This window comes from Vescimonas fastidiosa (genome assembly GCF_018326305.1).
Taxonomy (GTDB): Bacteria; Bacillota; Clostridia; order Oscillospirales; family Oscillospiraceae; genus Vescimonas; species Vescimonas fastidiosa.
Window position 1 is genome coordinate 53,710 of record NZ_AP023416.1, and the last position, 21,461, is coordinate 75,170.

The 21,461-nt window shown below is 58.3% G+C and carries 19 protein-coding genes, 2 tRNA genes and 1 rRNA gene; 7 read left to right on the forward strand and 15 right to left on the reverse strand.

The window, feature by feature from the left end; all coding sequences use genetic code 11:
* Positions 1 to 23 precede the first annotated feature (23 nt).
* The 3 genes from KI236_RS07400 to KI236_RS07410 all read right to left on the reverse strand — a co-directional run bounded on the left by KI236_RS07400 (position 24) and on the right by KI236_RS07410 (position 1,836).
* A tRNA-Ile gene (locus KI236_RS07400) sits at positions 24 to 100 on the reverse strand.
* Positions 101 to 112: 12 nt separating this feature from the next.
* Positions 113 to 188: transfer RNA gene (locus KI236_RS07405), tRNA-Ala, on the reverse strand.
* A 114-nt stretch (positions 189 to 302) separates the two neighbouring features.
* Positions 303 to 1,836 (reverse strand): 16S ribosomal RNA (locus KI236_RS07410).
* Between the two features lie 348 nt (positions 1,837 to 2,184).
* Here KI236_RS07410 and KI236_RS07415 point away from each other — a divergent pair.
* Genes KI236_RS07415 through KI236_RS07425 form a run of 3 tightly spaced genes read left to right on the forward strand, consistent with a single transcriptional unit; the run spans position 2,185 to position 6,024 of the window.
* Positions 2,185 to 4,224, forward strand: a complete 2,040-nt coding sequence (locus KI236_RS07415) for an ATP-binding protein (protein WP_212820739.1) — start codon at positions 2,185 to 2,187, stop codon at positions 4,222 to 4,224.
* Positions 4,225 to 4,245: 21 nt separating this feature from the next.
* A complete protein-coding gene (locus KI236_RS07420) occupies positions 4,246 to 5,139 on the forward strand; it encodes a putative ABC transporter permease (RefSeq protein WP_212820741.1) in 894 nt (297 codons plus the stop codon).
* A gap of 60 nt (positions 5,140 to 5,199) precedes the next feature.
* Positions 5,200 to 6,024: an Mrp/NBP35 family ATP-binding protein gene (locus tag KI236_RS07425; protein WP_212820742.1), complete on the forward strand. Its 825-nt coding sequence runs from the start codon at positions 5,200 to 5,202 to the stop codon at positions 6,022 to 6,024.
* 70 nt (positions 6,025 to 6,094) lie between these two features.
* Here the strand turns inward: KI236_RS07425 and KI236_RS07430 are convergent, their stop codons facing one another.
* A complete protein-coding gene (locus KI236_RS07430) occupies positions 6,095 to 6,715 on the reverse strand; it encodes an SHOCT domain-containing protein (protein WP_228738123.1) in 621 nt (206 codons plus the stop codon).
* Positions 6,716 to 6,776: 61 nt separating this feature from the next.
* The gene (locus KI236_RS07435) at positions 6,777 to 7,121 is read right to left on the reverse strand and encodes an NINE protein (RefSeq protein ID WP_212820744.1); all 345 of its coding nucleotides are present in this window, start codon (positions 7,119 to 7,121) and stop codon (positions 6,777 to 6,779) included.
* Between the two features lie 101 nt (positions 7,122 to 7,222).
* Between KI236_RS07435 and KI236_RS07440 the strand changes: the two genes are divergently transcribed.
* Positions 7,223 to 7,441, forward strand: a complete 219-nt coding sequence (locus KI236_RS07440; protein WP_212820746.1) for a helix-turn-helix domain-containing protein — start codon at positions 7,223 to 7,225, stop codon at positions 7,439 to 7,441.
* A 46-nt stretch (positions 7,442 to 7,487) separates the two neighbouring features.
* On the opposite strand, the gene KI236_RS07445 is transcribed toward KI236_RS07440, so the two are convergent.
* The 4 genes from KI236_RS07445 to KI236_RS07460 form a co-directional block, all read right to left on the reverse strand.
* Positions 7,488 to 8,057 (reverse strand): NADH peroxidase, encoded by a 570-nt coding sequence (locus tag KI236_RS07445; RefSeq protein ID WP_212820748.1) that lies wholly within the window; start codon positions 8,055 to 8,057, stop codon positions 7,488 to 7,490.
* A 531-nt stretch (positions 8,058 to 8,588) separates the two neighbouring features.
* Positions 8,589 to 10,640, reverse strand: coding sequence for an elongation factor G (locus tag KI236_RS07450; RefSeq protein WP_212820750.1), 2,052 nt, complete (start codon positions 10,638 to 10,640; stop codon positions 8,589 to 8,591).
* 185 nt (positions 10,641 to 10,825) lie between these two features.
* Entirely contained in the window at positions 10,826 to 11,263 is a 438-nt protein-coding gene (spoVAC, locus tag KI236_RS07455) for a stage V sporulation protein AC (protein WP_212820752.1), read from the reverse strand.
* A 698-nt stretch (positions 11,264 to 11,961) separates the two neighbouring features.
* Entirely contained in the window at positions 11,962 to 12,531 is a 570-nt protein-coding gene (locus KI236_RS07460; RefSeq protein WP_212820754.1) for a TetR/AcrR family transcriptional regulator, read from the reverse strand.
* A gap of 173 nt (positions 12,532 to 12,704) precedes the next feature.
* Here KI236_RS07460 and KI236_RS07465 point away from each other — a divergent pair, with 173 nt between their 5' ends.
* The 3 genes from KI236_RS07465 to hemW all read left to right on the forward strand — a co-directional run bounded on the left by KI236_RS07465 (position 12,705) and on the right by hemW (position 15,299).
* Positions 12,705 to 13,718, forward strand: coding sequence for an SDR family NAD(P)-dependent oxidoreductase (locus KI236_RS07465; protein WP_212820756.1), 1,014 nt, complete (start codon positions 12,705 to 12,707; stop codon positions 13,716 to 13,718).
* Between the two features lie 138 nt (positions 13,719 to 13,856).
* Positions 13,857 to 14,090 carry an ATP-binding protein gene (locus KI236_RS07470; RefSeq protein ID WP_228738124.1) on the forward strand — a complete coding sequence of 78 codons (234 nt, stop codon included), beginning with the start codon at positions 13,857 to 13,859 and terminating at the stop codon, positions 14,088 to 14,090.
* A 3-nt stretch (positions 14,091 to 14,093) separates the two neighbouring features.
* Positions 14,094 to 15,299, forward strand: a complete 1,206-nt coding sequence (gene hemW, locus KI236_RS07475) for a radical SAM family heme chaperone HemW (protein ID WP_212820758.1) — start codon at positions 14,094 to 14,096, stop codon at positions 15,297 to 15,299.
* A 670-nt stretch (positions 15,300 to 15,969) separates the two neighbouring features.
* Here the strand turns inward: hemW and KI236_RS07480 are convergent.
* The 6 genes from KI236_RS07480 to KI236_RS07505 all read right to left on the reverse strand — a co-directional run bounded on the left by KI236_RS07480 (position 15,970) and on the right by KI236_RS07505 (position 21,442).
* Complete coding sequence (locus KI236_RS07480) at positions 15,970 to 16,440, reverse strand: hypothetical protein (RefSeq protein WP_212820760.1); 471 nt, start codon at positions 16,438 to 16,440, stop codon at positions 15,970 to 15,972.
* Positions 16,441 to 16,637: 197 nt separating this feature from the next.
* Positions 16,638 to 17,507, reverse strand: coding sequence for a 4Fe-4S cluster-binding domain-containing protein (locus KI236_RS07485; RefSeq protein ID WP_212820762.1), 870 nt, complete (start codon positions 17,505 to 17,507; stop codon positions 16,638 to 16,640).
* Complete coding sequence (locus KI236_RS07490) at positions 17,504 to 18,091, reverse strand: thymidine kinase (RefSeq protein ID WP_212820764.1); 588 nt, start codon at positions 18,089 to 18,091, stop codon at positions 17,504 to 17,506. The genes KI236_RS07485 and KI236_RS07490 overlap by 4 nt, the downstream gene beginning before the upstream one ends.
* A 5-nt stretch (positions 18,092 to 18,096) precedes the next feature.
* Positions 18,097 to 19,149 (reverse strand): A/G-specific adenine glycosylase, encoded by a 1,053-nt coding sequence (gene mutY / locus KI236_RS07495; RefSeq protein WP_212820766.1) that lies wholly within the window; start codon positions 19,147 to 19,149, stop codon positions 18,097 to 18,099.
* Positions 19,150 to 19,152: 3 nt separating this feature from the next.
* Positions 19,153 to 19,998 (reverse strand): radical SAM/SPASM domain-containing protein, encoded by an 846-nt coding sequence (locus KI236_RS07500; RefSeq protein WP_212820768.1) that lies wholly within the window; start codon positions 19,996 to 19,998, stop codon positions 19,153 to 19,155.
* Positions 19,999 to 20,428: 430 nt separating this feature from the next.
* Positions 20,429 to 21,442 (reverse strand): putative glycoside hydrolase, encoded by a 1,014-nt coding sequence (locus KI236_RS07505; protein WP_212820770.1) that lies wholly within the window; start codon positions 21,440 to 21,442, stop codon positions 20,429 to 20,431.
* Positions 21,443 to 21,461 lie beyond the last annotated feature (19 nt).

Genomic DNA, 21,461 nt, shown 5'->3' on the forward strand with positions numbered 1-21,461 from the left:
CTTATTTCCGAGCTTACTCAGATTGGTGGGCCCGAGTGGGCTCGAACCACCGACCTTACGATTATCAGTCGTACGCTCTAGCCAGCTGAGCTACGGGCCCATATTTCCTTTTTGGTGGAGATAGTCGGGATCGAACCGGCGACCTCCTGCTTGCAAGGCAGGCGCTCTCCCAGCTGAGCTATATCCCCGTCCTATCTTCAAGGGTGTGTGCCCTCTAAATTAAACAACGACAAAACGAAATCTTAAACGGTCTGACCAGGATGTTACAAGTCAAGCTCTTGGCCTGCTTGAGGTCTCCTTAGAAAGGAGGTGATCCAGCCGCTCGTTCTCGAACGGCTACCTTGTTACGACTTCACCCCCAATTATCGAACCCACCTTCGACCGCGCCCTCCATAATTGGTTAGGCTACGGGCTTCGGGTGTTCCCGACTCTCATGGTGTGACGGGCGGTGTGTACAAGGCCCGGGAACGTATTCACCGCGGCATGCTGATCCGCGATTACTAGCGATTCCGACTTCATGTGGGCGGGTTGCAGCCCACAATCTGAACTGGGACGGCTTTTAGGGGTTCGCTCCATCTTGCGATTTTGCATCCCTCTGTTAACCGCCATTGTATTACGTGTGTAGCCCAGGACATAAGGGGCATGATGATTTGACGTCGTCCCCACCTTCCTCCGTTTTGTCAACGGCAGTCTCGCTAGAGTGCTCTTGCGTAGCAACTAACAATAGGGGTTGCGCTCGTTGCGGGACTTAACCCAACATCTCACGACACGAGCTGACGACAACCATGCACCACCTGTCTCTACTTTCCCCGAAGGGCACCTAACATATCTCTATCTCGTTAGTAGGATGTCAAGCCCTGGTAAGGTTCTTCGCGTTGCTTCGAATTAAACCACATAATCCACCGCTTGTGCGGGCCCCCGTCAATTCCTTTGAGTTTCAACCTTGCGATCGTACTCCCCAGGTGGAATACTTATTGTGTTAACTGCGGCACGCAGGGGGTCAGTCCCCGCACACCTAGTATTCATCGTTTACAGCGTGGACTACCAGGGTATCTAATCCTGTTTGCTCCCCACGCTTTCGCGCCTCACCGTCAGTTGTCGTCCAGCAATCCGCCTTCGCCACTGGTGTTCCTCCTAATATCTACGCATTTCACCGCTACACTAGGAATTCCGATTGCCTCTCCGATACTCAAGAAGAACAGTTTCAAATGCAGTTCACGAGTTAAGCCCGTGGATTTCACATCTGACTTGCCCTCCCGGCTACACGCCCTTTACACCCAGTAAATCCGGACAACGCTTGCCACCTACGTATTACCGCGGCTGCTGGCACGTAGTTAGCCGTGGCTTATTCGTCAGGTACCGTCTTCTACTCGTCCCTGACAAAAGAAGTTTACAACCCGAAAGCCTTCTTCCTTCACGCGGCGTTGCTGGGTCAGGCTTGCGCCCATTGCCCAATATTCCCCACTGCTGCCTCCCGTAGGAGTCTGGGCCGTATCTCAGTCCCAATGTGGCCGTTCAACCTCTCAGTCCGGCTACTGATCGTCGCCTTGGTGGGCCGTTACCTCACCAACTAGCTAATCAGACGCGAGGCCATCTTTCAGCGATAAATCTTTGACATTAAGGCCATGCGACCTCAATGTGTCATGCGGTATTAGCAGTCGTTTCCAACTGTTGTCCCCCCCTCTGAAAGGCAGGTTCCTCACGCGTTACTCACCCGTCCGCCACTGTCCTCTGCTTCAATTGGACGAATCCTCTTTCCACAGATTCTCGTTCGACTTGCATGTGTTAAGCACGCCGCCAGCGTTCGTCCTGAGCCAGGATCAAACTCTCTATAAATGGTATCTAAACAACTCTATCGAGCTGCTCAAATCTTTACAGAGCTATTTGTCATAGCTTCAAAAACTTTTTATACTTAGTTCCGCGGGTAATTGACTCAACCTCGCTTTCCCAAGTTTTAGTCGCACTTTTCAGTGCTCCCGTCTGGTGCTTTTCGTTTCGTTCGTTGTTTAATTTACAAGGTACACGCCCCGTGCGGAACATTTGTTATTATACTGCGCAGTTCTGTCTTTGTCAATCCTTTTTTTGAAGTTTTTTGCAGATTTTTCTTCCATCGCAAGATGACATTCCCCGACGCCTGTGTTATAATACCATATTATAATTATACTACCATGGAGGTGTACCGTTTTGCAGCTCTTGCACGCCAACGCCACATACGGAAAGCTGGACCAAGCCCGGCTGGACCTGCAGCCGGGGCTGAATGTGATCTGCGCCCCTAACGAGGGCGGCAAGTCCACCTGGTGCCGATTCCTGCTGGCTATGTTCTATGGACTCAACACCCGCCAGCGGGGCGATTTGGCCGATAAGAACCGTTTTCAGCCCTGGAGCGGCAGCCTTATGCAGGGCAAGCTGGAGCTGTCGGTGGGGGACAAGGAGCTGACTCTCAGCCGCCGGACCCAGCGCCCCGACGCTCCTCTGGGCGTTTTTTCCTGCACCTATTCCGGCACCGACACCTCTGTCCCCGGCTTGGATGCCGCCCGCTGCGGCGAGACGCTTCTGGGGGTGCCCCAGTCCGTCTACCAGCGCTGCGCCTTCATCCCCTCCGGCAGCCTGGCCATTGACGCCGACGCCGACCTGGAGCGGCGCATCAGCGCGCTCATTTCCACCGGTGACGAAAAGATCTCCTTTTCCCAGGTGGAGAGCCGCCTGAAAAAACAGCTCCGCCAGCGAAAATATAACCGCTCCGGCTCCATCCCTCTGCTGGAGGCCGAGATTGCCGGTCTCCGAGCCGCCCAGCAGGAGGCACAAACCCTGACCGGGCAGCTGGAAAACCTGCAACAGCAGCTATCCCAAGCCCGGGAGGACCAGGCCCGCCGCCGTCAGGCCCGTCTCCAGGCCGCCCAGGAGGCTCTGCGTGAAAAAGAGAGCTGCCTGCGGGCCCTCCCCGACAGCAGCGACCTTCAGCGCATCAACCAGCAGCTGGGCGCCGTCCGCTCCCTGGGCGATCAGGTGCAGCAGGCCCAGGAGGCCGTATCCCGCCAGGAGAGCGCCATTGAGGATCAGCTCCAAGAGCTGAATCGCAACCCCCTGCATCCCATGACCAAGGCCCAGCTGGAGGCGCAGCTTCAGATTCAGCCCCCGGCCCCGCCCCAGGTGGCCCAGCTTCTCATTTCCCTGGCTTTGGGCCTGTGCGGCGGCGGCTTCCTTTGGTATGAAATTGACCGCCCTCAGGTTCTGTGGCTGTGTCTGGCCTGCGCGGTCACGGCCCTGGCCGCCGGGAACTTTCTGCGCCTGCTGATCCGCCGCATCCGCTTGCAGCAAAGCCGCCGCCGGGAGCTTTCCCGGCAGGAGGAGCTGCGAAAGCTGGCGGAAAGCTATCTGCCTGCCCTGGAGGAGCTGGAGGCCCAGCGCGCCCTTCTGCGCCAAAAGCAGCAGATCCTGTCCGACGGGGATCGCCGTCTTCGCACCCAGCTATCCGACCTCCTTTCTCAGGTGAGCCGCTGGGATGACAGCGTGCAGTCCGCCGGGGATATCCGCCGCTTCGTCCGGGAAACAGCCCAAAATCGCGACCGCCTGGCCCAGGAGCTGCACCAGGCCCAGACCCAGCTTCTGCAGGCGCAGATGTCCGATGCCGACGACACCGTCACCCATCTGCAGCAGCAGATCGCCCAGGTTCAGGGCCGTCTCGACGCCGGGCGGGATGCCCAGACGCTGGGAGACCAAATCTCCCGCCTGGAGGAGGAGCTCGTCCGGCAGCAGGCGGAATACGACGCCCTCCGGCTCTCCCTGGATGCGCTTCAGGCCGCCAACACCACCCTGCAAAACCGCTTCTCCCCGGAGCTGGGGCGCCGGGCCGCGGAAATTTTCGCGGACATGACCGGCAGCACCTGGAGCCACATTCTCCTGGACCGGGAGTTCCATCTCTCCGCCGAGTCCGGCAGCGACCCCACCCGCCGCAGTGTTCAGCTTCTCAGCGCAGGCACCGCCGACCAGCTCTATCTGGCCGTCCGCCTGGCTATCTGCGAAATGATCCTGCCTCCGGAGCAAAATCCGCCCCTGATTCTGGATGATGCCCTCCTGACCTTTGATGACGCCCGGCTGGCCACCACCCTGGACTATCTGACCCGGCTGGGCGCACAGCGGCAGATCCTCCTTTTCACCTGTCAGGGCCGGGAGGCCGCTCTGCTGGAGGGCCGCCCGAGCGTACACATCACAAATCTGACATAATCGACATAAGCGAGGTTTTCTATGTTTCCCCTGAATACTTTCAACAATCTCTGCGTATTCTTTCTGCTGATCATGATTTACAGCGCCGCCGGATGGGTGGGCGAGATGGTCTACTGCTCCGTGGGCAAGGGCCACATTTGCGAAAAGCGCGGCTTTTTGAACGGATTTATTTGCCCCATCTATGGACACGGCGCCCTTTTGGTGTTATATGTATTACATGGTGGCCTGAAAAACCCCATTCTCACCTTCCTGGGCGGCATGGTCCTCACCACCGCCCTGGAGTATTTCACCAGCTGGTTCATGGAAAAGCTCTTTCATATGCGCTGGTGGGATTACAGCAAGAAAAAAATTCAGATCAACGGCCGAGTCTGCCTGCTCAACAGTGTCCTGTTCGGCTTGGCCTGCGTGCTGCTGTGCCATGTGGTGAATCCGCCGGTGATGGCCTGGCTGTTCCGCATCGGAGAAAAATACACCGTCCCGGCGGCCTCCTTCCTCTTTGGCATCTATCTGATGGATAACATCCTCTCCGTCCGCAGCGCCATTCAGCTGTCCAATCGTACCGAGAAGCTCCACCAGCTGCAGCAGGAGGTGCGCCAGCATCTGGCCGCCGCTGCCGAGAGCTTCGGGGACAGGATGGCCCAGGGCCGGGAGCGCTATCTACAGTCCGTGGACAGCATGACCCGGGACTTTATGGAGGGCTCCCGCACCCAACAGCTTATGGATAATTATGACGCCTACCTGGCCGAGCGCCAGCGCCAGGTGCAGATGCTCCGCAGCGGCCAGGATATGTTTGAGCGCCGTCTGCTCCGCAGCCACCCCAATCTCCGCTCCCGCCACGACGAGCAGCTGGATCAGCTCCGCCGCCGGCTGGACCGCATCAAGGCCGAGGCCAAGGCCCGGGCCGGGAAAAAGTAAGTAATATATAACATATATGGTATAAAGTAAGTTTGAGAATGCAGAAAAGGAGCTATTGTTATGAGCGAATGTACCCATGATTGCAGTACCTGCAGCGAGAGCTGCGGGGAGCGCAAGGAAGCCAATGTATTTGAGAAAAAACCCCTCCACGAGGGCTGCCGGGTGGGCAAGGTCTACGGCGTTGTGTCCGGCAAGGGCGGCGTAGGCAAGTCCATGGTCACCAGCCAGCTGGCCGTGACCATGCAGCGCGAGGGCTATCGCACCGCCGTGCTGGACGCCGACATCACCGGCCCCTCCATCCCCAAGGCCTTCGGTGTCCATGGCCGGGCCGTGGGCACGGAGAACGCCATTGTCCCTGTGCAGACCCGCACGGGCATCCAGCTTATGAGCGTGAACCTGCTGCTGGAGCACGAGACGGACCCGGTCATCTGGCGCGGGCCGGTCATCGGCGGCGTGGTGCAGCAGTTCTGGAGCGATGTGCTGTGGCAGGATGTGGACTATATGTTCGTGGATATGCCTCCCGGCACCGGCGATGTGGCGCTGAATGTGTTCCAGTCCCTGCCGGTGGACGGGGTCATCATCGTCACCAGCCCCCAGGAGCTGGTGAGCATGGTGGTGGAAAAGGCCGTGAAAATGGCGCAGATGATGGACATTCCCGTTCTGGGCCTGGTGGAGAACATGAGCTATCTCCCCTGCCCCGACTGCGGCAAGAAGATTTATCTCTTCGGCGAAGGCAAGACCGACGAGGCCGCCCAGCGGTATAACCTCCCAGTCCTGGCCAAAATGCCCCTGGACCCCACCCTGGCAGAGCTGGTAGACGCCGGGGAAATCGAGAATTTCCAGGGCCACTGGCTGGACGGCGTGGTGGAGAAGATTATCGGGTGATTCTAAGTGCATACAAAAAGGAAAGGCGGACTGGATCCGTCTTTCCTTTTAATATTTGGCCAATTCACTTTCAGCGATTCTTCAACTCCAAGATTTTTTCTTTCTTCTTCTCAAATTCAGTTTGTGTGATTATTCCCTTATCCAGCAGGCTTTTCAAGCCTTCAACTTTTTCCAGCGGATCATCCATTCCTTTTTTGTCCTTTGCTTTCGGATACCGAACTCCATTCAAAATTAGAGCTGCCAAAAGCAGCAAACACGTAATAACCTCCGCCCCGGACATCACAGACGCAAATATTGCCCAAAAAAACGCTCTTACAGCAAGGCCCAGCACCACTACAGCCGCAGCCGCATAGCTCAAGTATTTCATTTTGCTGTACACTGACGACGCAAGCAGCAAAAGCGCTCCGGCATCAAAAAAAACAATGACCACCCCCATCATTCCCGATCCTCTTGCAACGCAAATGACCACAGACAGCACAGCCGTTATAACCAGTAAAACACAGGCAAGAATATCCACTTCCTTTATGCCCAACACTGCCGTAACCGCCATAGCGCAGTAGCTGATTATATGAAGCCAAAACGAAGGTTTTGACCCGTAAAATGGACTCACATAGGGCTGAGCCGCCAAAATAAATATTGCAGCAATAACAAATAGTGCTGAACAAATATATGTCTCTCTTGATTTATTCACGGTTAGCCTCCTCGTGCTCATACTAATAGCAAATTTCCATTGCGGAACGCTTTCCCTTTTGTCATATTTTTGCAAGCAAATCCGCCTTTATTTTTGAATATTCTTCGTCTGTCAGTGCGCCGCATTCATGCAAAGCCGCCGCTTTCTCCATATCCTCAAAAATGCCATGCGCTTTCTTTTCACTCCGAACCACCATCGAGCCGCCGTCTTCTTCATAAGGGGTTCCGTCAGCCGGGCCAAGCGTTCCATTGGCAATGTGAATAATATCAAGTAAATATAGAATTCCAAAACCACCCGCCGTCAGAAGTTTCAGTACTCCCATACCCACATACCCAAGGTAAAACCGATCCACACCAATTCCGCCGGTTAAAATGGATAGTATCAGCGCTGTCATTTTATTTTTCATGTTTTCTCCTCCCTTTTATACAATTATAGTCTCTTTACCGTCTATAGTCAATATCAAAATCACATCCTAAGATGATAGTATCATTTTAGGGGGATTTGCCGATGATAAGCTATGCCGCATTTTGGGCCACATTGAAAGAATCGCAGGAATCCACTTATACCCTTATTAAAAACCACCACATCTCCAGCTCCACCCTTGATAAGCTCCGCAAAAACAGACCCCTCAACACCACGACCATCAACGACCTGTGCCGCATATTAAACTGCCGTGTCCAAGATGTAATGGAGTATATTCCATCCGATAACGACCAAATTCTATAAAAAAACCGAGAGGGATCGCTCCCTCTCGGTTTTGATTGTCTTGCTATTACTTATTGAAGTACCGCTTCAGCAGGCCCTCAAAAGCCTTGCCATGGCGGGCTTCGTCGCGGGCCATCTCATGCACGGTGTCGTGGATGGCATCCAGGTTGTACTTCTTCGCCAGCTTAGCCAGCTCGAACTTGCCCAAGGTGGCGCCGTTCTCGGCGTCTACGCGCATCTGCAGATTCTTCTCGGTGGAGTCGGTGATGACTTCGCCCAGGAGCTCGGCAAACTTGGCGGCGTGCTCGGCCTCCTCCAGGCCGGCCTTCTCCCAGTACAGGCCGATCTCGGGATAGCCCTCGCGGTGAGCCACACGGGCCATAGCCAGGTACATACCCACCTCGCTGCACTCGCCCTCGAAGTTGGCGCGCAGACCGTCGATGATCTCCTTGCGCACTTCCTCGGGGACATCGTTGCCGAAGGACTTGCCTACGCCTACCACATGCTCGGCAGCCCAGGACTTATCCTCCTTCTGCTCGACAAACTTATCCGCACCCACATGGCACACGGGGCACTCGGCGGGAGGATTCTCACCCTCGTACACATAACCGCAAACAGAACATACCCATTTCTTCATTGTAAAGTTCCTCCTTATTATGATTTGGGCCGCAGCCCGTTTTTTCTTGCTGTGCTTGTAGTATACCACAAGAATCCAACTCTCAAAAGTTGCATTTGCAACTTTAATGAAAATTTTTTGTGAATTTGAGAAAATATTCCACCATCTCTTAAGAAGGCCCCCCTTGCACCCCCTCCCCTACGCACCGCCAAGGAAACACGACACCGGGCGGACAGGGTCGTCCGCCCCTACAAAATAACGCCTTGTAGGGCGGGACCCATGTGTCCCGCCGCCCGCCGCACTCCTTGTAAAAATGTCATTGCGAGACCAGCGCGAACGCTGGTCGTGGCAATCCGTACCCCCCCGCCTAAAAGCCTCCCCTGCGTAAGGGGAGGTGGCGCGAAGCGCCGGAAGGGTCGCCAACCACCACACCTTTTGTTCCGCACGCGGAGAGCCAGGGGGCAGCCCGCCCTGCCATATAAAGCAAAAACGCCCGGCCCGCCGATTTTTTTGGCGGGCCGGGACGGTATGCACTTATTCCGTCGGATTCTCTTACTCTGCCTCTGCCATGGCCTTGGCCTCGGCAATGGCCTTCTCCTGGGCGGCGGCGGGGCAATCCTCGTAGCGCACGAAGGAGAACACAAAGGTGCCTCTGGACTGGGTCATGGAGCGCAGGTCGATGGCGTAGGACATCATCTCCGCCATGGGCACCTCGGCCTCCAGCACGGTCTCGCCGTCGCCGGTGGGGTTCATGCCCATGACGCGGCCCCGGCGCTTGTTCAGATCGCCCATGACATCGCCCACGAAGCTATCGGGCACGGTGACCTTCAGCTCGCCGATGGGCTCCATCAGCACGGGCTTGGCCTCGGGCAGAGCCTCCTTGAAGGCAAGGCCCGCTGCCAGCTGGAAGGCAATATCGGAGGAGTCAACGGGGTGATAGGAGCCGTCGGTCAGGGTGGCCTTCAGGAACACCACGGGGTAGCCCGCCAGCACGCCGTTGAGGCAGCACTTGCGCAGGCCCTTTTCCACGGCGGGGAAATAGTTCTTGGGCACGGAGCCGCCGAACACGGCCTCCTCAAAGATCATATCCTCCTGCTCATTCTGGGGCTCAAAGGTGATGACCACATCGCCGAACTGGCCGCTGCCGCCGGTCTGCTTCTTATAGCGGCCGCGCTTTTCCACCTTGGAGCGGATCTTCTCCCGGTAAGCCACACGGGGGGCCGAAAGCTCCGTCTCCACGCCGAAGCGGCTCTTGAGCTTGGCGCACAGCACATCGATCTGAATATCGCCGGTGCCGGAGATAACGGTCTGGTGGGTCTCGGCGTTGTTGGACACATGGAAGGTGGGGTCCTCCTCGTTGAGCTTGTTGAGGCCGGTGCCCATCTTCTCCACCTCCTGCTTGACCTTGGGGGCAATGGCCCGCTCATAGCAGGGTGCGGGATACTCGATACCCTCCAGGATCACCACATTCTTGGCGTCGCACAGGGTGTTGCCGGTCTTGACCCGGTCCATCTTGCCGATGGCGCCGATGTCGCCGCAGCAGATTTCCTTGATCTCCTCGCCCTTCTTGCCCTTCATGCTGTACAGGCGGCCCAGCTTCTCGGTGTTGCCGGTGGCGGGGTTATACAGGGACATATCGCCGGTGACCTTGCCGCGCACGACCTTGATCATGGAGAACTTGCCGTACTGGTCGGAAATGGTCTTAAACACGATGGCAGCGGTGGGGCCATTGGGATCGAAGGCCACCTCCACCTCGTTGCCGCTCTCATCCTTAGCCTTCTCGGCGGGCATATCGGTGGCTACGGGCACCAGGTCCACGATGGTCTTCAGCAGCATATCCACGCCCAGACCGGTGACGGCGGAGCCGCAGAGCACCGGGCACACACTGCCGTCCCGGACGCCGATCTTCAGGCCCTTGGCCATGTCGGCAGCGGACAGCTCCATGGTCTCGAAGAACTTCTCCATCAGCTCCTCGTCGGCACCGGCGGCGGCCTCCATCAGCTCGGCGCGCAGGGCCTCCACCTCGTCGGCCATGTCGCCGGGGATGGCGCACTCGCCCTTGGCGTCGTAAGCCTTGTTGTGCAGCAGGTCCACAATGACGGTGACGGCCTTGTTGGCGTCGGCCTTGGTGGCCACGATGGGGGCGATGGCGGTGCCGAACTTAGCCTTGACGGCGTCCACGCAGGCGGCATAGTCTGCGTTGGCCTCCTCCACGCGGTTAATGAACATCATCCGGGGCTTCTTGCCCAGCATCTTCCAGGTGCGCTCCATGCCCACGCTGAGTCCGTCCTTGGCATTGCCCACGATGACGGCGCACTCGGCGGCGCGGATAGCGGACAGGGCCTCGCCGGAGAAGTCGAAGTTGCCGGGGGCGTCCATAACATTGATCTTGACATTATTATACTTCACGGGAGCAAAAGCCAGAGAAATGGAAATCTGGCGCTTGATCTCCTCGGCGTCGTAGTCGCAGGTGGTGTTGCCGTCCACGGTCTTGCCGAAACGATCGGTCCCCTTGGTCATAAAGAGCATCTGCTCAGCCAGGGTGGTCTTACCGGAGCCGCCGTGACCCAACAGGCAAATATTGCGAATTTCATTGGCAGTCATAGTTTAGATTTCTCCCTTCGTTTTTGGAAAATGTGCCAGGCCGCACATATCACTCAATAAAGGAATTATATAATATTTTTCAAGCTATGACAAATACAATTTTCCGCCCGTTTTTTGTGAAAAGTGCCAGTTATTCCTGTGTTTTTCGGTAAATTCAGACCAAATCCGGCCGCAAGGTCTGCTTTTCACCCTATCAGCCACAGAATAACCCCGTAAACGGCGCTGGCCAGGGTGCCGAACACGATCACAGGCCCCGCCACCAGGAACATCTTGGCGGCCATTCCCGTGACGAAGCCCTCGGCCTTAAAGTCGATAGCTGGGGAGACCACGGCGTTGGCAAAGCCGGTGATAGGCACCAGGGTCCCGGCCCCGCCGTAGCGGGCAAGACGGTGGTAGAGGTTCAGGCCCGTAAGCAGGGCGGAGAGGAAAACCAAGCTGACGGAGGTGGCGGTAGCCGCCTCCTCCCGAGGCAGGCCCGCGGCAATATAGCCGTCCGAAATAAGCTGGCCCAGCACGCAGATGAGTCCGCCGATGAGGAAGGCCAGGGCCATGTCCTTGCCCAGGGGCGACTTTTTTTGCTTTTGCCGCACATAGGCCCGGTACTTTTCAGGTGTTGTTTCCATGGGTACACATCCTTTCCGAAACGCTACCTCTATTTTGGTCCATTGCGCGCAGGCTTATTCCCGCAAAAGCGCGCAGGTCTCCCGATTTCTCACAAACGGGCCTTGAAAGGCAAAAAAGGCAAAAAAATAAACGGCGTTCCCGCCGACGCAGCTATTAAAAAAACCTCCCGGACCTTGCTGCACCCAGACGGCAAAATCCGGCTATAAAGAAGGTAGCCCTTGACTGCTTGGATCTCGCTGCAGTCAAGGGCTACCCTTCACTCTTGATATCTAACATCATTTTTTATACCTCGCTTTCTTCGGATTCATGGCACCTGTCTTTTGTCTGTTGCTCTTACGCCCTACCTATATGTAAACACCGCCGTGCGATGATCCTGCCGTTTATGACGGCTTTCATTAGGCGACTACAGTTTTTTTGTCGGTGCCATCTTCCCCATACTCCAGCGGTTGGGGGTACTTCTTAGGTCATTGGACTCACCCTTTCTGTATCTAAAGCATAGCAAATATCGCAGCAGAAAGCAAGAGGGATTCTATACGGAATCCCCACGGAAAATCTATGCATTACTACGAAAATAGTCCGATTACCGCCGGAGCTATTGACTATTATGCAAATAAATTATATAATGATAGTGTTGTGAGTCGGGGTGTCGAAAGAGTTTTTTCGACACCCCGACCCAATTTTTGAAGCCTTGAAGCTGTCAGGCAAGGGGCTTTGCGCTCCGGCGCAGCAGGGAGAGGCTGGCCTTTACCACACGACTGACAAAGCGAATGGTTTCCTCCTTGCTGTATTTGTCATAGCCCTCCACGACCACATGCATCAGCCCGTTTGACAGATGGGTATACATCATGGCAAGCTCCGTCTCGCTGGCCTCGGGCAGCTCCCTGCGCCAGTAGGCAAGGCTGTCCTCCTTGGCCAGGGCAATCATGCGCATAAGCACCGCCGAGCCGGGATCGTCCAGGATCAAGACCCGGCAGGCCTCCTGATTCTGCTCGACCATGTCGTAAATGGCCTCGATCAGGGCCGTTACATCAAAGGAGTTGACATAGCGCAGAGATTTTTCAAACGCCACGATCAGCTCATTTTCAATGCTCTCCTTCAGAGCAAAGCAGTCGCTGTAATGGGCATAGAAGGTGGCGCGGTTGAGCTGCGCCAGTGCGCAGACCTCCTTCACCGTGATCCGGTTGACAGGCTTCTGCTGCAGCAGCTTCAAAAAGGACTGCTTGAGCATCATCTGCGTATAGCGTTTTCTGGCATCCAGCTTCTCCATACAGAGCCCTCCTAAAAAAGTTTACAAAGTACGGCAACACTCCGCCGTCCACTGTTGCTTTTCTTACAACCCCGGGGCAAGTGCCGATTGTTCCCGGTCTTTTCTTTCAGTATACTGTACTTGTGAAAGATAAGCAACACTTGTATTTCTATTTTCGGGGAGGAGGTTTTTGTATGTACAATAAATATCTCGTTACCGGTGCCACCGGCTTCCTGGGCAGAGCCGTTGTGGAGGAGCTGGCCCGCCGGGGCGCACAGGTACACGCCCTTGCGCTGCCCGATGACCCCTACGCCCACTTGCTCCCGAAGGAGGTTCGCACCGTCACCGGCGATGTGTGCCAAAGCGATGGGCTGGCAGACTTTTTCGCAGATGCCGACAGCCGCACCTGCGTGATCCACTGTGCAGGCATCGTCTCCGTCGCCTCCCGGCCCGCCCCCAAGCTCTATCAGGTCAATGTAGGCGGGACATGGCGGATCCTCCGGCAATGCATAGCCCACGGCGTGGGGAAAATGGTCTATGTCAGCTCCGTTCACGCCATACCGGAAAAGCCCAGAGGCTGCCCCATTACAGAGGACTGCAAGCTCGCCCCGGGGCTTGTGGACGGCGACTATGCCAAGAGCAAGGCCACCGCCACCAATCTGGTGCTTGACGCGGCGGCTCAGGGGCTGAACGCCAGCGTCGTCTTTCCCTCCGGCATCATCGGCCCGGGGGATGTGCAGGGCGGGAGCTTCACCTCCATGGCCGAATCCTTTCTTGCCGGAAGGCTGCCCTTTGCCGTTCGCGGTGGGTATGATTTCGTGGATGTGCGGGATGTGGCCCAGGGTCTTTTGGCCTGCTGCGAAAAGGGTCTGCCTGGAAAGGGGTATATCCTCTCCGGACACTACTCCACCATCGGCAGGATGCTGCAGATGGTGGGGGCGGCAGCCCAGCGGCGCTATCGCCCTCTCTGCCTGCCCCTAAGCCTTGCAAAATTGGCCGCTCCCTGCTACGAGCGCCGAAGCCTGCGAGCGGGAAAGCAGCTGTTCTTCACCCCCTACTCCGTCTCCGTTCTCGGCTCCAACGGGCAGTTCAGCCATAGCGCCGCCACGGAATGCTTTGCCTATGAGCCCCGGCCTATGGAGCAGACCCTGCAGGACATGACAGCCTGGCTCCTGAGTCGGGAAAAGCGGACTGCCGGCGGCAACTGAGGCCGCCGAAGGAGCCTGCCCTGCCGAGATAATATCCGTGTTTTTCTTGCCAATCGGTGAAAAAAAGGGTATACTATGGGGAACAAACGGTGCCAAAAAGGTGCCGACTCGGTGAAGGACAAAGGTGGTTTTGATTTTATGGCTGACATGATCCATCCTTTTGGGAAGAAGATCCATGATCTGGCGGAGGTGATCCCGGTGAACTGTACCGGGTGCGGCATCTGTGCCATGTGGTGCGTGATGCACTGCATTGACCAGCAGCCGGACGGCATCTACAAGGTCCGCACCGAGGACTGCATCGGCTGCCGCTCCTGCAAGGTGAACTGCCCCAGCGACGCCATCCGTCTATACCGACCCCAGCAGGAGGACTGAGCCATGAAGAAAAACACAGTACAAAAAGATCTGCCCTTGGGCCTCTATATCCACATCCCCTTTTGCCGGAGCAAATGCGCCTACTGCGACTTTTACTCTCTGGCAGGCGCAGAGGAGCGCATGGACGACTACTGCCGGGCCCTGGAGCGGCACCTGGCGGAGGTGGCACCCCAGGCGGAGTGCCACAAGGCGGACACGGTGTATTTCGGCGGCGGCACCCCCAGCTATCTGGGAGCGGAGCGGCTCTGCCGTCTGCTGGGCAGCATCCGGAAATTATATAAGGTGGACAAGCACGCGGAGATCACCCTGGAGGCAAATCCCGACTCCGCCACGGACAGAAAGGCCCTGAAACGGCTGCGCAAGGCGGGGTTCAACCGTCTTTCCCTGGGGGTGCAGTCTATGGATGACGCGCTTTTGCAGACCATCGGACGGATTCACACCCGGCAGCAGGTACAGGAGGCCGTGGCGGCAGCCCGGAAGGCGGGATTCAAAAATCTGAGCCTGGACCTGATTTACGGGCTGCCGGGGCAGACCATGGAGGGATGGGAAAAGACCCTGTCCGATGCAGTGGGCCTGCACCCGGAGCATCTGTCCTGCTACGGGCTGAAGCTGGAGGAGGGTACGCCGCTGTACCGGCGGCAGGGAGAGCTGACCTTCCCGGATGAGGATATGCAGGCGGATATGTACTTATATGCCGTGGAGTTTTTGAAGCAGTGCGGCTATGAACAGTATGAGATTTCCAACTTCGCCAAGCCCGGCTTTGCCTCCCGGCACAACCTGAAATACTGGCTTATGCAGGAGTACGCCGGATTCGGCCCCGGGGCACACTCGGACTTTGGAAATGTGCGCTACGGCTATGCGCGGGACCTGGAGCGATATTTGAAGGGAGAGCTTGTTCTGCAGGAGTCGGAGACGGTGGATTCCGACGAGCGGGAGCGGGAATACCTGATGCTCCGGCTGCGCACGGTGCAGGGGGTGGATCCCCGGGAATTTGAGTATCGGTTCCGGCAGAGATTTGCGCCGCTGGCGGCGCTGCTGCAGCAGTGCGCCCGGGAGGGGCTGGCAGAGCAGGACGGAAACGGCTGGCACCTGACAGCCAAGGGCTTTTTGGTGAGCAACCGCATTATCGGCCTGCTTCAGGATGAGCTGGCCCGGGAGAAAAACCGGCGGCTGGAGGCCGCAGCCCGAGGGGATTACCGGGTGGTGTAAAAAATACATAAGCTAAAAGGGAACGCCCGGGTGGGCGTTCCCTTTTTTTGTGGGGGTGCGTTGGGTAGCGGGCGGACAGAGGCGTCCGCCCCTACGGATGACAAGGAACTTTGTGCAAGTCCGGGAGCGGGGCGATGTGGGGAGCGAACTGAGCGCTGCCGGTGGCAGAGGAAGCGAAGTGAGCGAGTGGCTGCGGTCAAAATTTCCAGCGTCCGCCGCAAGGCAGCGCAGAAATTTTGGGTACCGCAACAGGATCATCGGCCCCTACGGAGTGTTTACCGATAGGATTTCGTAGGGGGCGATACCCACATCGCCCCGGTCGTACCAGCTTCCCTGTTATGCGTAGGGCGGGGGTGCCCCCACGCCGCCGTGATGGTGCGGCGGTTATCGGGCGGCGGGCCGAGGGGAGCCCGCCTCTACGGAGGGTTACAAGGGGCGTGGAAGAACGGGCGGGGTAGAACCCCGCCCCTACGGAGGGTTACAAGGGGTGCGGTGAGGTGAGGAATCCCCCAGTCAGCTTCGCTGACAGCCCCCTTTAGGCAAGGGGGCCGGGGGACGGGGGATGCGGATTGTCACGGATGCTTTGCGCCCTCGCAATGACAGCGTTTTTTCATGAGGAGGGAAATGAAAAACGCCCCGCTTGGGCGGGGCGTGGGGTTCCTTATGTTTTTCAGTTGTCGGTGCGGTGGCGCCACTCCAGCTCCTGATCCAGATCGTATTTCAGCTTCTTATTTTCCTCTACCAGGTCGTCGTAGTGGCGGGACTGGACATAGTATTTCACAAAGGTGAAGGTGGCCTCGTTGAACTCCTCCTCCGTATACTCCGGCAGGAGGGAGCCGCCCTTGCGGCGCAGGCCCTGGACATTGATGACCACCAGGCGGCGGTGCTGCTCGGAGAGCTGGAACAGCTTCAGCTCCTGGGGTACATCCAGCCCCAGGTCGAAGGTCTCGTTCACAATTTGCAGCAGGCGCGCCTGCTCGGGCTTGGCGGAGACGATGACGCCGTACTTCCCAAACAGCTTTTTCAAATAGTCTACGGAGACTTCCTCACGGGTGATGGTGCCCTTGCCGATGCCGGTGAGCATGGTGTTGGACAGGTTCAGGCTAACATAGACCTCCTGACCGGTCTTGGGATAGCTCATACAAGTACCTCCTAATTTAATATGTCCCATAGGGCCGCCGGAAACGGCCTTTTTTCTTGTACTTTTACCGTACCACATTCCGGGTGGGATTGCAATAGGCATTCTGTTGCGGATGTGGTTTTTATGCGAAAAAAGCTTTATTTTTTGCAAAAAATCCTGTTTTTATGATTCCAAATGTACCAAACAATACGAATCTGTCAGACCCCGGCGAGGTCGAAGGGCGGTGTGTATTCCTCCCGGGCGGAGGTGCGCTCCTGGGTGAAGCCGTCCGTGATGCCGCAGTTTTCCATGTAGCGGACCGCCCCCCGGTACTCCGCCGCCGTGACAGGACGGGCCAGGCTTCCCCGGGCCCCGGGCTGGGGCGTATACTGGCTCATCAACGACACCAGCACCTCCCCAGGGCGGAAGGTGCGGGCGATCCAGTCCAGACAGAGACGGGTATTCTCCGGATGACCGGGAAGCACCAGATGGCGGATGAGGACGCCCCGCCGGAGAAGGCCCTTTTCCATAACACAGGGGCCAGTCTGGCGGAACATCTCCCGGATGGCGGCGGTAGCCACGGGAAAATAGTCCGGGGCACAGGAGAGGTCCCGCGCCAGGTCTGCATCGGCGTATTTCAGGTCCGGCAGATATACCTGCACTTTCCCGTCTAATAGCTTCAGGGTCTCCACACTCTCGTAGCCGCCGCAGTTATATACCACCGGCACCGGCAGAGGCGGGTCCAGCGCCGGCAAAATAAACGGCACAAAGTGAGTGGGCGTCACCAGGTCGATGGTGGCGGCGCCCCGGGCGATAAGCTCCTCAAAAATCTCCCGCAGCCGGGAAGCGGACACGGGTCTGCCGAAGTTATCCCGGGAAATGGGGGCGTTTTGGCAGTAGGAGCAGCCCAGGTTGCAGCCGGAGAAGAACACGGTTCCCGCGCCCCGGGGGCCGCAGAGCACCGGCTCCTCCCAGGGGTGCAGGGCCGCCCGGGCCACCACCGGCGTGGCGGGCATCCGGCAGAAGCCGCGGCCCTCCCTTTCCGTTCTTTCGGCCCCGCAGCGGCGGGGACAAAGCGTACAGATCATCCCTTTAAGGGCTTGAAGTCCGGACCCAGATCCCCGGCCATCCAGTGGCGGCGGCAAAGGCCGATATACTTATCATTGGCTCCCAGCACCACCTGGGCTCCCTCCTTGACCACACGGCCGTGCTCGTCAAACCGGGCGTTGAAGGCGGCTTTTTTGCCGCACCAGCAGATGGTTTTTACCTCCTCCAGCTTATCCGCCAGGACCAGGAGCTGGTAGCTGCCGGGGAAAAGCTCCCCCTTAAAGTCGGCCTTCAGCCCGTAGCAGATAACGGGGATATTGCAGTCGTCCACCAGGTGGACCAGGTAGTAGACCTCCTCCTTGGTGAGGAACTGAGCCTCGTCCACAATGATGCAGGCGAATTTCTGCAGGTCGGAGTCGGCCATCTGCTGCATCTCGTGGAAGTAGATGCAGGGATGCTCCAGGCCGATGCGGGAGCGGACCATGTGGTCCCCGTCCCGTGTGTCCAGCTGGGGCTTCACCAAGAGGGTGTCCTGACCGCGCTCCTCATAATTAAACCGGGCCATGAGGGCGTTGGCGGATTTGCTGGAGCCCATGGCTCCGAATTTGAAGTAAAGCTGTGCCATTTACTTTATTCTCCTTCCCATTTTTGCAGGATGCGATTGGCTTTTTCAAAGGCGGAGGGGATGGCCTTTTGTCGGCGCTGCTCCTCCGAATACCACGACAGGTCCCCCTCGCCGGAAACCAGGACGGCATAGCCCTGCATCTGCCAGCGGACATGGGTGAATATGTGGACGGCCTGCCAGGACTCCTCCCAATGCAGGGGCGTAAGCCCCCAGGCGGCCAGCTGCCGGGCAGCCTGGGCTTCCGTGAGCAGGCCCGGAACATTGGGGTACTCCCAAAGCCCCGCCAGGAGGCCGGTCTTAGGGCGCTGCCCCAGGGCCACGGCGCCGTCCGGGCGGCGCAGAAGAAACACGGTTTTTTCCTCCGGACGCTTGTCCTTTTTAGGGGCGCGGACCGGGATACGGGCCTGACTTCCCTCCCTTTCGGCGGTACAGAGGCCCCGGAGAGGACAGTCGGGGCAGCGGGGGGCGGCAGGCAGGCACAGGGCTGAGCCCAGGTCCATAAGGGCCTGATTGAAGGCGCCGGGGCGATCCGAAGGAACCACCTCGGTCATCCAGCGGGTGATCTCTTTTTTGGTGGACTGCACATCCCGGTCCCAGCCGGTTATGCGGCTGGCAATGCGCAGAACATTGCCGTCCACCGCCGGAACGGGGAGTCCGAAGGCGATGGAGAGAATGGCTCCGGCGGTATAGTCCCCGATGCCCGGGAGGGCGATGAGCTCTTTATAGTCTGCCGGAAATGCACCGGCGTAGTCCTCTGCCACTATCCGTGCGGCCTTTTGCAGATTGCGGGCGCGGCTGTAATAGCCCAGGCCCTCCCAGAGCTTCAGCAGCTCCTCCTCATCGCCCCGGGCCAAATCCTGCACCGTGGGGTAGCGGGCCATGAAGCGCTGAAAGTAGGGCAGCACGGCGGCCACCCGGGTCTGCTGGAGCATGATCTCCGACACCCAGGTGCGGTAGGCAGACACCTCCTCCCGCCAGGGAAGGACGCGTCGGTTTTCGTCGTACCAGGTCAGAAGGGGGCTGACGATGGCTTGCAATTTTTCAATATTTTGTTCCATAGCTTATTTCAGAAAACGGCGGGCATAGCCGCAGCGGCGGCACAGATCCTCGGAGGGCCGGCGAGCGGCAAAGCCTGCGGCCATGGCGGCGGCTCGAGAGCTTCGGAGGATCTCCGGCAGGGCTTGGGTGAAGAGATTTCCCAGGGCGATGGTGCCCTCGCTATCCAGGCAGCAGGGGGTGACGGTGCCGTCGCACAGCACCGCAAGCTGCCGCGTGAGGCCGTGGCAGAAGTTGGCCCCGGTCTCCGGGGCGCTCAGGTCCGGCCAGGCAAAGCGCTCCGCCCGCTCCAGGAAAAGATTTGGGGACAGGGTGCGGTTTCCACGGGCGTCTTGGGGCAGGGCTTCCGCATTTTGGCCGATTTGCCCGGATAGAAAGCGCAGGATCTCGGCGTTGCAGCGCTGGGCGGCGCCTTCGTTCCACAGGCGCAGGGCGCAGAGGGTACCCTTTTGAGATAGGGGCAGGACAGCGTCCCACACACCGCGGAGGTAAGCGGTCATATCGCCGCTTTGTGCGCTGCCCTCGAAGCTGTGGAGGGAGACGCTGAGCTTGTGAAGACCCGGGGCAGAGAGAAGGGCATCCTTTTGCCGGGGCAGCAGGGTGCCGTTGGTGACCAGGCAGGTGCGAAAGCCCAGGCGATGAGCGATGGCAAGCAGCTCCGGCAGCTGCGGATGCAGCAGCGGCTCGCCCAAAACATGGAGATAGAGATAGTCGGTTTCGCCCCGGAGCTTTAGGGCCAGGGTCTCAAACTCCGCCGGGGTCATGGTGCGCGGAGGGCGACGGGTGCCGTGGCAGAAATCACAGGAGAGGTTGCAGCGGTTGGTGATCTCGATGTAGATGCGGTTACGCATGGGCGGCGGTCCCTCCCCCGAGTATTGATGTATGGAATTTATTTTATCATATTTTGGGGCGGGGTGCAATGGGAGGTTGCAGGGAGTGCGGTACATTGGGCGGACAGGGTCGTGCTTCCTTGGCGGTGCGTAGGGGAGGGGCTCTGCCCCTCCCGGCGGGCGGGGAAATCGCCGAAGCGCTGCCGGTGGCAGAAGAAGCGAGGCGGTTTCGAGGAAGTGCCCCGATTGGCGGCCACAACAGTGGCCGGGAATCGGTTGGCACGACGGTGGGCAAGAGAACCCCGCCCCTACGGACAGCTCGGTGGCTGGTACGGCGGGCCGATGTAGGCATCGGCCCCTACGGAAGTTTTATTGGGAGTGTGGGGGATATAAAAAGGAGCGGCATTCTTTTAGAATACCGCTCCTTTTACACATTATATTTTTTGCTTTTTCAGTCCGTTATGAGGATATAGCTGCCGGTGACGGGAGGCGTTTGGGTCAGCTGGACCAGCCGGGTCTCGGCATTGAAATCGGCGGGGAGGGTGGCGGTCAGGGCGGCCAGGTCCACGGTCTCGGAGTCCGCATAGATGCGGTCAAAGAGAGCCAGGACCGCCGGGGTCAGGCCGCTGTTTTCCGGGGCGTTTTTCTCGATAGACACGGACAGGGCCGTGGTCTTGGGAAGGGTTTCCCGGAGGGCGGCGATGAGACTGGTGAGCACCGCCGGCTTATCCGTGCCGTCCGGCACCAGCATGGCGTCCATATTGCCCACGGCGGGCCAGCCGAAATTATCCAAAACGATCTCATCCACACCCAGATCCGCCAGGTCCTTGCAGACCTGCTTGAGATAAGCCTGGGCTGGGGCCTTGGTGGGGTCCAGCCAGCACTGGCTGCTGTAGTCGTACCAGAGCCACTCGTCCCAGGTGCGCAGCAGACCCGCCTCATCCACATGGTTCTGGGCGTAACCGGTGTCGCCGAAGGCGCTGATGCGGGCCACCACATGCTTATCCGAGGCGGTGAGCTTCTTCAAATTCTCCGTGCTGACGGCGGAGCCCACGGTGCCCGATGCCTGGAAGGAGGGCTGATAGGTAAAGGTGCCGTCCGGGAGCTTTAAGGTGAGGACGACAGTCTTATCGCTGCCGCTTATGAGGGCGGTGACATCCTGCTCCAGGGCGCTATCCGGCTGAGCGGTGGCATGAATGACCTCAATGGTGGGGCCCTGGGGCTCATCCCGGGTGAAGTCTACATCGTCGGGGTTGGGGCTGTCGTCGGGGGTCTTGGTTTGATCGTCCTTCTTATTCAAAAAGGGAAGATCCAGGTGGACCTTGCCATTTTCATCGTAGACAAGGTGATTCTGGCAGTACAGGAAGGCGCCGCCTGCCAGCAGCAGAAGCACCAAAATGGGGATGAGTATTTTTTTCCAAAGCGGAGTCCGTCCGTGATAGCTATTATATCCCTTGGTGGCCATGAGGCACCTCCTTTTTGCG

Bases quoted from the DNA above. Each gene is read 5' to 3' on its own strand.
- KI236_RS07420 (WP_212820741.1), top strand. From the start codon at position 4,246: ATGTTTCCCCTGAATACTTTCAACAATCTCTGCGTATTCTTTCTGCTG.
- KI236_RS07425 (WP_212820742.1), top strand. From the start codon at position 5,200: ATGAGCGAATGTACCCATGATTGCAGTACCTGCAGCGAGAGCTGCGGG.
- KI236_RS07435 (WP_212820744.1), bottom strand. From the start codon at position 7,121: ATGAAAAATAAAATGACAGCGCTGATACTATCCATTTTAACCGGCGGA.
- KI236_RS07440 (WP_212820746.1), top strand. From the start codon at position 7,223: ATGATAAGCTATGCCGCATTTTGGGCCACATTGAAAGAATCGCAGGAA.
- KI236_RS07445 (WP_212820748.1), bottom strand. From the start codon at position 8,057: ATGAAGAAATGGGTATGTTCTGTTTGCGGTTATGTGTACGAGGGTGAG.
- KI236_RS07450 (WP_212820750.1), bottom strand. From the start codon at position 10,640: ATGACTGCCAATGAAATTCGCAATATTTGCCTGTTGGGTCACGGCGGC.
- spoVAC (WP_212820752.1), bottom strand. From the start codon at position 11,263: ATGGAAACAACACCTGAAAAGTACCGGGCCTATGTGCGGCAAAAGCAA.
- KI236_RS07460 (WP_212820754.1), bottom strand. From the start codon at position 12,531: ATGGAGAAGCTGGATGCCAGAAAACGCTATACGCAGATGATGCTCAAG.
- KI236_RS07465 (WP_212820756.1), top strand. From the start codon at position 12,705: ATGTACAATAAATATCTCGTTACCGGTGCCACCGGCTTCCTGGGCAGA.
- KI236_RS07470 (WP_228738124.1), top strand. From the start codon at position 13,857: ATGGCTGACATGATCCATCCTTTTGGGAAGAAGATCCATGATCTGGCG.
- hemW (WP_212820758.1), top strand. From the start codon at position 14,094: ATGAAGAAAAACACAGTACAAAAAGATCTGCCCTTGGGCCTCTATATC.
- KI236_RS07480 (WP_212820760.1), bottom strand. From the start codon at position 16,440: ATGAGCTATCCCAAGACCGGTCAGGAGGTCTATGTTAGCCTGAACCTG.
- KI236_RS07485 (WP_212820762.1), bottom strand. From the start codon at position 17,507: ATGATCTGTACGCTTTGTCCCCGCCGCTGCGGGGCCGAAAGAACGGAA.
- KI236_RS07490 (WP_212820764.1), bottom strand. From the start codon at position 18,091: ATGGCACAGCTTTACTTCAAATTCGGAGCCATGGGCTCCAGCAAATCC.
- mutY (WP_212820766.1), bottom strand. From the start codon at position 19,149: ATGGAACAAAATATTGAAAAATTGCAAGCCATCGTCAGCCCCCTTCTG.
- KI236_RS07500 (WP_212820768.1), bottom strand. From the start codon at position 19,998: ATGCGTAACCGCATCTACATCGAGATCACCAACCGCTGCAACCTCTCC.
- KI236_RS07505 (WP_212820770.1), bottom strand. From the start codon at position 21,442: ATGGCCACCAAGGGATATAATAGCTATCACGGACGGACTCCGCTTTGG.